Raw genomic sequence first — 12,886 nt, 5'->3', positions numbered from 1 at the left:
GATTACCCCAGTTTAGGCGCTAATAACTTAAGCGCTTCCCGTGTTCCACACAGTAATAATGTATCCTGTTCCATTAAAACAAAATCCCGGCCTACCTGAGTAAAGATCTGCTGCTCCCTTTTCACCATAACAACCTTGATTTCTTCCTCAGAATCAATCAATAACTGGCCTGCAGTACTTTCATTCAAACCAGCAGAAACCTGAATTTCAACCACGTACAGACCATGACCAACAGATAAATAGTCTTCAACCATGGGATAATTGAGCGCCTGAGCGACCCGGATTCCCATCTCTTCCTCCGGATGAATAATTCTCGATACTCCCAGCTTAGAAACGATTGTATGATGGGCTTTGGTACTTGCCTTGACCCATATTTCACTGACTCCAAGGTTTTTCAGTGCGAGAATACAAAGCAGGCTGGATTCCATATCTTCACCAATCGCGACAACGACGGCATCGCTGGCATCAAGGTCCAATTCTCTTAACGAGTGCTCATCAGTCGCATCACAAATGACAGCCTGAGTAAGTTCATCGACATACTTTTCAGCGATTTGAGAATTTTTATCAACCCCGGTCACGGTATGACCCAGATAAATGAGTTCAAGACTGGCCGCCACACCAAAACGCCCCAGACCAATGACTGTAAAATGTGCCATTTAAACCACCTTTGTTAAATCGGATGAATTTTCTTTCAGACATCTGGGCAGAAAAAACATTCAGTATCAATACGAAATTGCATTTAACATCATATGTTATGGCAATGCCAGATATCATGTAACTCAGGAGGCAGAATGATCAAAGACTGAGGTGTCATTACGATAAGAGAATATCGGAGATAAATCAGGAAGCAGAGCAGGAATGAAGAGTGAAGGGAAATATCAGGAGAACACGAAATGTCATGTCCTCCCCTGATACGAATTAGTTAGATGATTTTTGTGTTTGATCCGCTTGTTTTTTCATTTTTTCATTCATGAAAAATTGCAGAAATAAACTGATATCGAAATCCATAATGACTTTCCTCTGTAACAATGAATGGCTGAGTACACGTTATAACCATAAATACACGGTACGAATCTTTCCCAAATGATGTTATCAACATACAATATAGTTTATAAATAACAAACTCATCATTGAATGTATGACTCAAATCATTTTATGGGCTAATAATAAGGTGATTTAAATCACACTTCAAGCTTTTCAATGAAATTTTTTAAACTTATTTTTGTAATAAAATTACACACTATAATCATTAATATGCATTTATAGATTTCACAAAACCTAACTGATGCCACTTTATACGCATCAGTTAACCGAGCCTGTGACCAACAGTTGCCCTATCAATTAACAAATGCTAAATTAGATTTTTCTTATAAAATAGGTATCTGTGTCGATGTGGGACAAAATCTACAACACAGCTGAGTACATGTATGGAACGGAACCAAATCAGTTCCTGCAGGAGTCGGTTCAATATATCCCGAAAAGAAGCGGTAATATTCTCTGCCTTGGTGATGGTGAAGGAAGGAATTCAGTTTATCTGGCCAAGCTGGGTTACAACGTCACAGCAGTTGATTTATCTTCCGTAGCAATCAATAAAGCCAAAAAACTGGCCGATGAACATCAGGTCAAAGTCACCTATATTCATGCCAATCTGGACAACTACGAATTCGGAGAAAACCAATGGGATGGTATTGTTTCAATCTTTTGTCACCTGCCCTCACAATTACGGGCCCGGGTAAATCATTCAGCCTTTCTCAGCCTCAGGCCTGGCGGTGTCTATGTGATTGAAGGATATACAACCCGGCAACTTGAATACAAAACCGGCGGACCGTCATCAGAAGATATGATGATATCCGGGCAGATACTATCCTCGGAACTGAGCCAGATGAAAACAATCATCCTCACCGAAACAGAAAGGTTTATCCATGAAGGAATAAAACACAATGGCCTGAGTCATGTGGTTCAAGGTGTTTTAATTAAATCGTAACAACAGTGAGACGGGGAATGTTCTTAATATATACCCAAGCAACCTGAAGATGCAGGGTTCAGGTTGCTTGGGTATAGTCTGCAGACTATGGAGAATATGGAGAATATGCCCTCAAAAAGTGATGAAAAATTGAATCCCACATAATCTCTACTAATATTTATAACCATAGTATGTGGTATTTTCATTCTGAACAAATACCCTTCTCTCCTAAAATCAAATTTAAACTTCAGAATATATACGTCATGTTTGCTTTTTCTGACTAAAACCGGAGACAAATATGCCATCTATTTCTATAAAATCCAGATTGTACATCCTGTTATTCGTGCCACTGATATTACTGACCCTTGGCATGGCCTACCTGACAAACATCAAAATCGCTGAGTTAAGCCAAATGCAAATTCAGGATGTGCGCAAACAGATGGTCACATTAAAAGAAGACACGTTAAAAGCCTATATCGAAATCATTGATTCTTCCCTGACTACACTGAAAAAACAAAATGCTTCCCGAGAGGAAGTCATAAACAAACTGTCTAAAATTAAATATGGCCGGAAGGGGTATATTTTTGGTTATGATTCGAAGGGAAACCGGGTCTTTCAGGGCGATACAAATAAAGATATTGGTAAAAATTTCTGGCATGCCCAGGATTCCAAAAATAACCGTTTTATTCAGGATATTATCAGAAACGGGAAAAACGGCGGCGGATTCTCTCATTACTTCTTCCCGAAACCCGGAGAAACGGTCGCAAAAGAGAAATTGAGTTATTCAATCTATGAATCACAGTGGGATATTGTTATTGGTACTGGTTTTTATATTGATGATATCGATGACACGGTTGCCATGATGCAGCAACTGTCAGATGATAAATCCAGAGAAAGTTTTATATCAGTGATCAGCTTATGTGCAGGGATTGCTGTAATCGTCGGATTATTTGGCTTTTTTATTGTCCGCAGTATTTTATCGCCCTTACAGCAATTTGATCATTCAATCGCTGAATTTGCCAAAGGTAATGCCGACCTTACCGCCAGAATGAATACATTTACGTTGCCTGAGTTTCACTCTCTCAGCACAAACTTCAATCAATTTGTTGCCAGCCTGCAATCGATAGTCAAAAACGTCACAGAGTCCAGTGTTGAAATCTCCGGAGAAACCAGGACCATGACAGAACAAGCCAATGAAGCAGACCATGTCGCCCTCAAACAAAGAGAAGAAACTGAACAGGTCGCAACAGCAATGACTGAGATGACCACCACTGCAAATGAAATATCCCAAAATGCCCACCAGGCAGCACAATCAGCACAAACAGTCGATGATCGGGCACGGGATGCAATGCAAACCGTCTCTTCAGCTGTAGATTCTGTCGGCAATCTCGCAGGTCAAATCGATCAGGCGAATTCGATTGTCAGCAGGCTTGCCGGTAACGTGAAAGATATTTCCACATCTCTGGATGTCATTCAGGATATCGCAGAGCAAACTAACCTGCTCGCATTAAATGCAGCCATTGAAGCTGCCAGAGCCGGCGAACAGGGACGTGGATTTGCTGTAGTTGCTGATGAAGTCAGACAACTCGCAAGCCGCACTCAGAAGAGTACCCGGGAAATTACAGATATACTTGAACAATTGAAAATTGCGACTGACGAAGCTGTCTCTGCAATGAATCAAAGTAAAGATCAAAGTGAGCAGACGGTCACGCAGGCTAATTCTGCCGGTCAGGCACTTCAGGATATTATCAGTGCAATTGAAATTATTATGGATATGAACTCGCTTATCGCAACAGCAACTGAAGAGCAGAATCACGTTGGTCAGGATATTTCAAAAAGGATCGTCACGATTTCGGATCAAAGCCATCAATCGGCAGCGCTGACCAATAACACCCGGAGCAGTAGCGACAAATTAAGCCACTTAGCGGAAAACCTGAAAGGGTTGATAGATAAGTTTATTGTCTGAACCTGAAGTTCATCAATCACTGGCATTAAAAAAACCTGCTGAGAGCAGGCTTAAATGGTGCGTCTGAGTGGACTCGAACCACCGACCCCCGCCATGTCAAGGCGATACTCTAACCAACTGAGCTACAGACGCATTCAATATTGTTCTTATAAATGGTGCGTCCGAGTGGACTCGAACCACCGACCCCCGCCATGTCAAGGCGATACTCTAACCAACTGAGCTACGGACGCATCACTGAAGAACGGGAAGGATATTAGCGACAGTCGTATCAGAGTGCAAGGAAAATTTATCAGTAATATGACTGACTTGTTTCAACTTCACCAATGTGATCTTTTTTTATTCAGAACCACTCTGCATCTTTGGCAGAAGTCATTCTTTTTTGCATCAATAAATCCGACGCACTTCTAATTTTGTGATATGCTCCCATAAATTCGGTTGAACTATTACAATGATTGCGTAACATACGCCAATCAACTGAAACATGGATATGAAAGCGCATAAAAATGGATGACAGGTTACATAAACAATCTCATACGTTCAGAATTTCTGTGCTTTCAGGGATCAGCTTATTTCTTACTATTCTGGCTTTGTTCCTGGCAATATTTCATTTGATCTATCAGAAAGAATACTGGCTGGCACTCGGTGAATGTATTCTTTCAATCTATTCGGGTTTCATCTATACAAAAATCAAACAAAATCAGTATTCCCGGACATCTGTCCTCTATTACGCCTATTATCTGATATTTATTTTCGGCATTGGTAATTACCTTGAACCGATTAGTCAGGGGCTGTTTGTCTGGAGCTGCTTTGCTCCCATTACACTTTACCTGTTGTTAGGCATTAAGCACGGTATGTACGCAACGGGCGTATTCTTAATTGCTCAGTTTATTCTGGTTGCAATTAAATTCAGTAATAATCAGACATATGACATCCTCAGTCTGATGTTCAATCTAACTTTATGTTACTGCGGAATTTGGGTCATTTCTCATCTATATGAATCTAACAGATACCATACCGAGAACTCTTTACTGTATTTAGCATCCCGGGATTCTCTCACCGGAACTCATAACCGCCTTTCTCTGGCAAATTTTTTCTCCCAGTTTACACAAAAGAAAAACAATAAAGATCCGCTCTGTCTGCTGATACTGGATATCGATTTTTTCAAACAGATAAATGACCAGTTCGGACATGACGTTGGCGATAAGGTTTTAATTGAAATCAGCCTGCTGATTAGCCGTATTGTTGGAGATAACAATTTGTTCAGAATTGGGGGCGAAGAGTTTTGTGTCACTTTACATGGAAAAGATATCAATGAAGCACGTCATACCGGTGAAAAACTATGTAACACAGTGAGTAATCACATCTTCAATGTAGGTAATAAGAATCTGCAATTAACATTGAGTATTGGCATCTGTCAGTATCGTACCGGTGATAACCTTTCAGATATCCTGAAACTTGCCGATATCGAACTCTACAAAGCCAAGAAAAACGGCAGAAACCAGGTTAAGATATGTCAGATGCCTTATGAAATTCGTCAGGAAGAGCAGTCAGATTCCGTTTAATTTAAAAAACTAAACGGCTTCCTCGTTTTCATTATTGCTTAAATCATCATCCTCAAAAACTACATTATAATTTTCAACATAGTTACATTGCGGCTGACGGCTGCAGGTAAAAAAGCGCCGACCTTTAAATTCACCCTGACTCGCCACTTTAACCACCATAGGGCTGCCACATTTCTTACAAAACCGAACTTCTTTATCAGGTTCAATTAAATCAATATGCGTTGCAAGTAAACGCCTCAATTTACTGACCTGATAGCTATACCGGATATTGGTACCAATCAGAGGAATATTTGCAGAGCGGCACACATGAAGTAACAACTTTTCCCGCTCAGCTTTTGGCTTATTGAGTGCTTTGCCGTTATCTAATTCAATCACAACACGTGGTTCAAAAGTTCTTGGATCACAGACAACAAATTGAAAGTAATGCTTTGCAATCCTGTTCGTAGCAATAAAACGATCTTTCTTTTTTCTTATACCAACGGGAACAAGCAGTTGCGCCATATTGACCTTCGCAAAAACAACACCATGCTCACCCACTGCATCAGTCAAAGCCCGATAGAAAGTACTTTCGGCAGCAGTTAAAACAGGTGAGTGATTTCTGTAGGTATAGTCTTTGGTATTATCTTCTTTGATAATGTATTTTTGCGCAAAAACGAAAAATAAAACCAATAGTGCAACGATAATAAATATATTCAACATCGTACCTGTTTACTCCCACACCCCGGCACACACAAAATATATAAATCAAATAATTGCATCATTAATCCATTTCAAAAATATATTTGTCCATCATAGAAACCATTTTGCCAATTTCTGGTTTCGTAATTGTATCATTTGCCCCTAAAGACATTGCCTTATGTCGGTTGTCATCACTCATTAATGATGAAAACATAATGATCGGTGTTTTACGGAATACTTCCATATCACGCAGACGCTTCACCAAATGCATGCCATCCATCCGGGGCATCTCCACATCGGTCACGACAGCGTTAATCAACTCGGAAACGGCAACACCTTCGTCATCCGCTGAAGCCTTGATACTCATGAGTTTTTCATAAGCTTCACCACCGTCTTTACAAGCGATGATATTATATCCTGAAGAGCTCAAAGTATCCTGAATCAGGCTTCGGATGAACGCAGAATCATCGACGACCATCACTGTCTTCGCATTACGTTTTGTGACCATCTTCTGGTTCAGATTCACGCTTTTATCGACAGTGACATCATATTTTTCCATGCTCAGTTCCGGATTAATGTCAGCAATGATTTTTTCAAAATCCAGAATCATAATCAGCCGGCCTTCTTTCCTGACAACAGCAACAACACAGTCCTGTTCGCCGGCTTCCAGAAACTGGCTGGGTGATTCCACATCATTCCATGAAATACGATGAATGCGACTCACACTATCAATCAAAAAACCATTCGTCATCCGGTTAAAATCTGTGACAATCACATACTTACTTTCGACACCGGATGCTTTTGGTATTTCCAACCATCCGGCAAGATCAACTAAAGGGGTTAAAATTTCACGCGAAGAAAAAACGCCAATCATATGCGGTTGAGCATTCGGATAATCAGTCGTTTCCGGCACACGAATGACTTCTCTGACTTTCGCCACATTAATGCCGTAATAGCATCTTTTCGTCCCTCCTTCCGGCAACTGTTTCTCTAAATGGAATTCGATGATTTCGAGTTCATTTGTTCCGCTTTCGGTTAAAATTGCACTTGTATTTTGATCCATACCGCTCTGCTTCTTCTATATGATTTCTGAACAGGATAATTAAAACGCAATGGTGTCTTTCCTCATTATCATCCTATTATCAACGATTAACCATGTTTTTCCTAAAATTATTTTGTAATAATCGATCACCTTAGTTATTTACCCACATCATCATCCACAGAAAAATCATCACATGCAGATTTGTATATAAATTCAGTGCCATAGCAATGCCGCTGTATCTGTCTGCCGGGTTTTATACCCATATCACAAATTCTTATGAATTTTCAGGAAAAATTCACCCGCATTTCTCATTCATTGTATTTGAGTTGTATAATTTTTATACACACATGTGTAACTATAATCAAAATCAAAATCAAAACCGTCAGGAAATCACAGTAAGAGGGAAAACATATGACACGTGATGAGCTAGGCATTTGTTTATCCAGAGACATGCTGGTTAACCATTTAGAATCCACGTTCACCTGCATTCGTGCCTACAGAGCAGAAGCTGATACAGACGATATACATATTCAACTTGAATACGCACAAATGAAAGGCCGGGATGTTCTGGTATCAATGAAAGGCAAACGAAAATTGACCTGGAGAGCCGATTTCATCTGCCCAAACCTGAAATAATACAGACGAAGATTTACCGGAAGATACGCCGGTCAATCTGATATATCTGCCAGATAAACGTTGCCGGTGTTGTTTTTGACACCGGCTCGTTTAATTTCACATCTCGACCACACTTCATATATCCAAATGGAATTAAAGCATCGCTGTTTATTCGGTATTCAACTGTCCATTTCGTTATTTTCTATCGACATATAACATGGATTCAGTTAACTTTAGCAGTATAGACGTCCAGATTGATTTATAGAGAGTTTACTGTGCCAATCAAGATTCCTGACCAACTCCCCGCAATTGATGTTCTCAAAAATGAGAATATATTCGTCATGCATGAGTCAAGAGCTTCAACTCAGGAAATCCGCCCGCTCAAGGTATTAATTTTGAATTTAATGCCTAAGAAAATTGAGACTGAAACACATTTTCTCCGGTTACTTTCAAACAGCCCGCTTCAAATTGACATTGAATTACTGCGCATTGATAACCGGCCAAGCCGCAATACCCCGGAAGAACACCTGAACATGTTCTACAGACAATTTGAGTTAGTTCAGGATCGTAATTTCGATGGTTTAATCATTACCGGCGCCCCGCTGGGACTTGTCGAGTTTGAAGATGTGGTGTACTGGAAACATTTAGAGACCATCATCAAATGGGCAAAAACACATGTCACATCAACGATGTATGTTTGCTGGGCTGTACAGGCCGGACTGAACTTACTTTACGGATTAGAAAAGCAAACCCTGAAAGAAAAGTTATCCGGTGTATACACCCATTCGATTTCAAAGTCATTTCACCCTTTATTAAGAGGGTTTGATGACTCATTCCTGGCTCCGCATTCCCGTCATGCCCACTTCCCTGTTGATTTTATCCGGGATAACACCGATTTAGATATACTGGTCACTTCCGATGAAGCCGGAGTGTATCTCGCTGCAAGTCCGGATAAACGACATGTTTTCGTCACAGGTCATCCTGAATATGATGCAACGACGCTTCATAACGAATACATCCGCGATTTAGGGGAAGGATTAGAGCCATCAGTTCCTGTTCGCTATTATCCCAATGACAACCCGGATAACCCACCCTGCGCCAGCTGGAGAAGTCATGGTCATCTTTTATTCGCAAACTGGCTGAATTATTGTGTTTACCAGCAAACACCTTACGATTTAGAACACTTCAGCGAAGATAAATTTACAAAAGACGACTGACTTCACCCTGCCTGATGATTTGCAGTCATGACTGATGGCTGCAATCTGCCTTATCTCTCCTGTAACAGCACACCCGGCATTGCCATCACAAATCATCTTGTTTTATATAAATATTTTTCCACAAGACATTATGTATTCATGAATAAAAGCGTTGTTGTTTGCCTGAGCTTGTGTGCCTGTACACTCGCACCACATTTGACTCAGGAAGAAGTTTCTGCGGCAGATACCAGAATATCCCTTGGTATCGCTTATTTACAAAAAAACCAAAGAGAAAAAGCAAGAATCAACCTGTTAAAAGCTCAAAAAGTTGCACCGCTGTACATTCGTACACTGATGGCTCTGGCTTATTATGACGATGCTATCGGTGAAGAAAGTCAGGCTTCCCGGCAATACCACCAGGCCCTTGCTCTCTATCCGGAACAACCCGATTTACTCAATAATTACGGCACATTTTTATGTAAACACAATCATTATCAGTCAGCACTGCGCTACTTTCGCCTGGCCTATCTGCAAACGGACTATATAAACATTGCTGACAGCTTTGAAAATGCCGGATTATGTGCACTCAAATCCGGGCAAAAAACTCTGGCCCGGCAACTCTTCACAAAAGCTATCGATTATCAGCCGGGAAAAACACTGTCTTTATTTCATCTGGTCAATATCGAATCAGAACAAAAAGAATTCACCGTCGCTGAAGAACAAATCAGACACTATATTAACCAGTTTGGTCCGACAGCTGAATTAGCCGGACTTCAGGCCAAAATCCGTCGGACAAAGCAGCAAAATGACTGAGTCAAACATTTTATTTCTTTTTCTTATCCGGTAATCCATGACGCTTATCCCGCAGCGAATAGTGCTGACGTCTGCGTTTTAATACCCGCTGCTTACGCTGAATGCGGCGGGACTCCTTAAATATCAGCCAGATGAACGAAATAATTCCGGCACTAAACAGTACACCGAAGAAAAAAAGCAAAGGCCCGCACACCCACTCAGGCTCACATGGTAAGTAAATTTCAAATTCCACCATCTCCGCCCTCCTTTCCTGTCTGCCAGCAGGAAGCCAACTCAGATTTCACAACAACTCTTTGTATTATAGGAAAAAGAACGACAATATGTGGCCCGGAAGCATCCAACAACAGAGAATCAGCGCATAAAACAGACACATGCATATGAATCAGATGAAGGTTTAATTTGAGTCTATAACTTTACCGGCCGGGATGTTAATCTTCCTCCTCGCTGATAAATTGTTAGAACTTTCCGGATCAAAATCATGAATCTATCTAAATTAACCGCCTCTGTTTTTACTCACTTATATAAGGATATCGTTGAGTTTCGCCAAACATTCGATTTACCGGTTGAACAGCCAGAGAGTCTTGATCAGGCGGCAGATACGCTCCACACATCTTTAGCGATTGAAGAACTGACCGAGCTGGCTGACGCCACAGATAAAACAGAACAGGCTGACGCAATCATTGATACGGTCTACGTGCTAATGGGCAGACTTGTTCATCTCGGTGACGACACACCTGAAAAAAATATCGGGATTAGTTATCTGATCGATTTACTGCTGAATGTTGCGCAGCACCGTCAGATCGATTTTATCCCCTGCTGGGATGAAGTACACAGTTCAAATATGAGTAAGGTATGTAAAAATCAGGAAGAATATCAGGCAACAGAAAAGTTTTATGCACAACAAGGTATTCGCTTATCCCCGGTCAAGAAAGGCAACTACATCATTGCAAAATGCGCTGAAGATTTTGCCAATGCAGAAAAAACAATCCGTAAAGGAAAAGTGCTGAAATCAGTCAACTATCGCCCTGCCGACCTTGCACCACTGACAAAATAAAAAAAAGGCCACCTTGCTTCGCAAGGTGGCTAAGGAGACTATAAAAAGCCTAACAAGAACGAGAATGTATCGATCTCATTAATGCGATTAGCGTGCCAACTCAATAAAAACATTTAACTATATGATTTTATTATTTTTATATTGCAAGTTATCTTTTACTTAAAAATAATCAGAAAAATCAATGCGCCACTTTTGTGCTTTGTGCACCAAAACTAATCGAACAGTAAATAAGATTTCCCTTTTATATCAACAGCCTGAACATCTGTCTGAAACACTTCTTTTATCGACGCAGCATTTAACACTTCTTCAGGTAAACCTGAGCGATACAAAATCCCCTGATTCAGCAAAACAACGTGGCTCGCATTCCTGTATGTCCGGTTTAAATCATGATTCGCCATCAATATCGTTATCCCCATTGATCTAATCTCATCCAGCAAGCCATACATCAGGTTTTCCTGCCCGACATCCAGTGCAGCTGAAGGTTCATCCAGAATCAGATATTGCCCATCCGGGTTCAGTGATGGCCAGATTTGCAGGCAACTTCCGGCTAAACGAACACGCTGCCATTCACCTCCGGAAATCTGGTGGATAGATCGAGCCAGTTTATCCTGCAAATGCAGCCTTTCACTCAGATAACGAATCACATCAGAAACTTCAGCATGATTCATGTTCAAAGATTCAGGTACCGACAACATCAGATAGTGATAGACATCAACCGCAAATACCGGACGTTCATTTTGGGCAAGATACGCTCTGCGAACCGCTAAATCCTGAATGGTGAGCCGGGAGATATCATCAGCCCCAAAACAGATCTGCCCCTGATATGAAATCATACCGGCTAAAGCCGCTAATAACGTACTTTTTCCGCTACCATTTGGCCCGACGATATGAAGAAAACTGCCCTGCTCACACCGGAAACTCATCGGCAGCAGGCGGGTTCCCACGTTGAGATTATTCACGCAAATCATAATTTCTTAACAGAATCCAGACAAAAACAGGGGCACCAATCGTTGCAGTGACCACACCTAAAGGAAGCTCAGCCGAACTCAGTGCTGTTCGGGCAATCAGATCAGCACCAACCAATAACAGTGCCCCGGCAACCGCTGACACAGGCAATAAATACCGGTTATCCGAACCAAAGGCGATCCGCAACAAGTGCGGGACGACCAGGCCGACAAAACCAATAATGCCTCCCAACGCAACTGAGACACCAACCAAAACAGAAACTGCGATAATTAACTTCCAGCGGGTCGAAGAAACATTCACACCAAGCTGTCTGGCATGACTTTCTCCCAGCATCAGTCGATCAAGTAAGACCCCCTGTGAGATCAGCCAGAACAAAACCGGCAGAACAAATAATGACAGCAGATGCTGCGACCAGCTGACACCTCCCAGGCTTCCCATCAGCCAGTACATCAGCTGACGCAGGCTGAATTCCTGACTGAAATAAAAAGCCCACGTAATGATAGATTGTTCCAGGATTCCAAGCGCCACACCGACTAACAGCAAGCGCGTACTGGTCAGGTGCATCACTCTGCCAATCGTCACGAGTAACAGTGTAAACCCAAGTGCTCCGGCCACAGCACCAATCATGAGGCCGGACGAGGTTGCGGCAAAAGGGAACAGAAACAAAATGATAACGATCGCCACACTAGCACCACTGGAAACACCAATAATTCCGGGTTCAGCCAGAGAGTTCCCCAGTAAAACCTGCAATACAGCACCAGAGACAGCCAGACAGGCACCAATCACACAAGCAGCAATCAGCCGGGGTAAACGCAGTTCAAAAATAAGTTGCTGCTCAAATGAAGAAAGATGACGGAAAGGAGATAAGAGAATTTCTCCTGCCATAAGATACACGACACTAAAAAAAACAAGAAGCACCAGCATCGTCCATAACACACGAAGCCAGTGCCTTTTTTTAGCAGATTGAAGCTGAATAAAATCCATATTTTTCCGGAGCTAATCACATGTGCGCTAACCATAACGCTTCAGAC

At 41.5% G+C, this 12,886-nt stretch carries 13 protein-coding genes and 2 tRNA genes; 7 read left to right on the top strand and 8 right to left on the bottom strand.

From position 1 onward, the window contains the following. Window positions 1-2: 2 nt before the first annotated feature. The gene (locus tag OC443_RS09120; RefSeq protein ID WP_073581872.1) at window positions 3-656 is read right to left on the bottom strand and encodes a potassium channel family protein; all 654 of its coding nucleotides are present in this window, start codon (window positions 654-656) and stop codon (window positions 3-5) included. Window positions 657-1,390: 734 nt separating this feature from the next. Between OC443_RS09120 and OC443_RS09115 the strand changes: the two genes are divergently transcribed. Both OC443_RS09115 and OC443_RS09110 read left to right on the top strand, forming a co-directional pair. Then, window positions 1,391-1,984, top strand: coding sequence for a class I SAM-dependent methyltransferase (locus OC443_RS09115; RefSeq protein ID WP_073581870.1), 594 nt, complete (start codon window positions 1,391-1,393; stop codon window positions 1,982-1,984). Window positions 1,985-2,261: 277 nt separating this feature from the next. Then, window positions 2,262-3,929: a methyl-accepting chemotaxis protein gene (locus OC443_RS09110; protein WP_073581868.1), complete on the top strand. Its 1,668-nt coding sequence runs from the start codon at window positions 2,262-2,264 to the stop codon at window positions 3,927-3,929. Window positions 3,930-3,984: 55 nt separating this feature from the next. Here the strand turns inward: OC443_RS09110 and OC443_RS09105 are convergent. Both OC443_RS09105 and OC443_RS09100 read right to left on the bottom strand, forming a co-directional pair. Further along, window positions 3,985-4,061 (bottom strand) — tRNA-Val (locus OC443_RS09105). Window positions 4,062-4,082: 21 nt separating this feature from the next. Continuing rightward, a tRNA-Val gene (locus tag OC443_RS09100) sits at window positions 4,083-4,159 on the bottom strand. Window positions 4,160-4,432: 273 nt separating this feature from the next. Between OC443_RS09100 and OC443_RS09095 the strand changes: the two genes are divergently transcribed. Then, the gene (locus OC443_RS09095) at window positions 4,433-5,491 is read left to right on the top strand and encodes a GGDEF domain-containing protein (RefSeq protein ID WP_073581866.1); all 1,059 of its coding nucleotides are present in this window, start codon (window positions 4,433-4,435) and stop codon (window positions 5,489-5,491) included. A gap of 9 nt (window positions 5,492-5,500) precedes the next feature. On the opposite strand, the gene OC443_RS09090 is transcribed toward OC443_RS09095, so the two are convergent. Continuing rightward, window positions 5,501-6,190 (bottom strand): DUF2726 domain-containing protein, encoded by a 690-nt coding sequence (locus tag OC443_RS09090; RefSeq protein ID WP_073581864.1) that lies wholly within the window; start codon window positions 6,188-6,190, stop codon window positions 5,501-5,503. A 61-nt stretch (window positions 6,191-6,251) separates the two neighbouring features. Continuing rightward, on the bottom strand, window positions 6,252-7,232 hold the full coding sequence (locus tag OC443_RS09085) for a chemotaxis protein (protein WP_073581862.1): 981 nt from the start codon (window positions 7,230-7,232) through the stop codon (window positions 6,252-6,254). 390 nt (window positions 7,233-7,622) lie between these two features. Between OC443_RS09085 and OC443_RS09080 the strand changes: the two genes are divergently transcribed. From OC443_RS09080 to pilW, 3 genes are all read left to right on the top strand, one after another. Then, window positions 7,623-7,847: a hypothetical protein gene (locus OC443_RS09080; RefSeq protein ID WP_073581858.1), complete on the top strand. Its 225-nt coding sequence runs from the start codon at window positions 7,623-7,625 to the stop codon at window positions 7,845-7,847. Window positions 7,848-8,101: 254 nt separating this feature from the next. Further along, complete coding sequence (gene metA / locus OC443_RS09075) at window positions 8,102-9,043, top strand: homoserine O-acetyltransferase MetA (RefSeq protein WP_073581856.1); 942 nt, start codon at window positions 8,102-8,104, stop codon at window positions 9,041-9,043. Between the two features lie 138 nt (window positions 9,044-9,181). Then, a complete protein-coding gene (gene pilW / locus OC443_RS09070; protein WP_159440319.1) occupies window positions 9,182-9,835 on the top strand; it encodes a type IV pilus biogenesis/stability protein PilW in 654 nt (217 codons plus the stop codon). Window positions 9,836-9,845: 10 nt separating this feature from the next. Here pilW and OC443_RS09065 read toward each other — a convergent pair whose 3' ends face one another. Further along, window positions 9,846-10,070 carry a hypothetical protein gene (locus OC443_RS09065; protein ID WP_234976358.1) on the bottom strand — a complete coding sequence of 75 codons (225 nt, stop codon included), beginning with the start codon at window positions 10,068-10,070 and terminating at the stop codon, window positions 9,846-9,848. A 243-nt stretch (window positions 10,071-10,313) separates the two neighbouring features. Here OC443_RS09065 and OC443_RS09060 point away from each other — a divergent pair, with 243 nt between their 5' ends. Further along, window positions 10,314-10,889 (top strand): nucleoside triphosphate pyrophosphohydrolase family protein, encoded by a 576-nt coding sequence (locus OC443_RS09060; RefSeq protein ID WP_073581853.1) that lies wholly within the window; start codon window positions 10,314-10,316, stop codon window positions 10,887-10,889. Between the two features lie 212 nt (window positions 10,890-11,101). Here OC443_RS09060 and btuD read toward each other — a convergent pair whose 3' ends face one another. After that, entirely contained in the window at window positions 11,102-11,857 is a 756-nt protein-coding gene (gene btuD, locus OC443_RS09055) for a vitamin B12 ABC transporter ATP-binding protein BtuD (RefSeq protein WP_073581851.1), read from the bottom strand. Continuing rightward, window positions 11,841-12,839 (bottom strand): vitamin B12 ABC transporter permease BtuC, encoded by a 999-nt coding sequence (gene btuC, locus OC443_RS09050; protein WP_073581849.1) that lies wholly within the window; start codon window positions 12,837-12,839, stop codon window positions 11,841-11,843. The genes btuD and btuC overlap by 17 nt, the downstream gene beginning before the upstream one ends. Window positions 12,840-12,886 lie beyond the last annotated feature (47 nt).

Origin of the sequence: Vibrio quintilis (assembly GCF_024529975.1) — a bacterium.
Taxonomy (GTDB): domain Bacteria; phylum Pseudomonadota; class Gammaproteobacteria; order Enterobacterales; family Vibrionaceae; genus Vibrio; species Vibrio quintilis.
Note: the sequence above shows the minus strand (reverse complement) of the source record. Positions and strands in the feature narration are given on the sequence as shown.

What these genes read in the sequence shown, in the direction of transcription:
- OC443_RS09120 (WP_073581872.1), bottom strand. Translation starts at nt 656, where the DNA reads ATGGCACATTTTACAGTCATTGGTCTGGGGCGTTTTGGTGTGGCGGCC.
- OC443_RS09115 (WP_073581870.1), top strand. Translation starts at nt 1,391, where the DNA reads ATGTGGGACAAAATCTACAACACAGCTGAGTACATGTATGGAACGGAA.
- OC443_RS09110 (WP_073581868.1), top strand. Translation starts at nt 2,262, where the DNA reads ATGCCATCTATTTCTATAAAATCCAGATTGTACATCCTGTTATTCGTG.
- OC443_RS09095 (WP_073581866.1), top strand. Translation starts at nt 4,433, where the DNA reads ATGGATGACAGGTTACATAAACAATCTCATACGTTCAGAATTTCTGTG.
- OC443_RS09090 (WP_073581864.1), bottom strand. Translation starts at nt 6,190, where the DNA reads ATGTTGAATATATTTATTATCGTTGCACTATTGGTTTTATTTTTCGTT.
- OC443_RS09085 (WP_073581862.1), bottom strand. Translation starts at nt 7,232, where the DNA reads ATGGATCAAAATACAAGTGCAATTTTAACCGAAAGCGGAACAAATGAA.
- OC443_RS09080 (WP_073581858.1), top strand. Translation starts at nt 7,623, where the DNA reads ATGACACGTGATGAGCTAGGCATTTGTTTATCCAGAGACATGCTGGTT.
- pilW (WP_159440319.1), top strand. Translation starts at nt 9,182, where the DNA reads ATGAATAAAAGCGTTGTTGTTTGCCTGAGCTTGTGTGCCTGTACACTC.
- OC443_RS09065 (WP_234976358.1), bottom strand. Translation starts at nt 10,070, where the DNA reads ATGGTGGAATTTGAAATTTACTTACCATGTGAGCCTGAGTGGGTGTGC.
- OC443_RS09060 (WP_073581853.1), top strand. Translation starts at nt 10,314, where the DNA reads ATGAATCTATCTAAATTAACCGCCTCTGTTTTTACTCACTTATATAAG.
- btuD (WP_073581851.1), bottom strand. Translation starts at nt 11,857, where the DNA reads ATGATTTGCGTGAATAATCTCAACGTGGGAACCCGCCTGCTGCCGATG.
- btuC (WP_073581849.1), bottom strand. Translation starts at nt 12,839, where the DNA reads ATGGATTTTATTCAGCTTCAATCTGCTAAAAAAAGGCACTGGCTTCGT.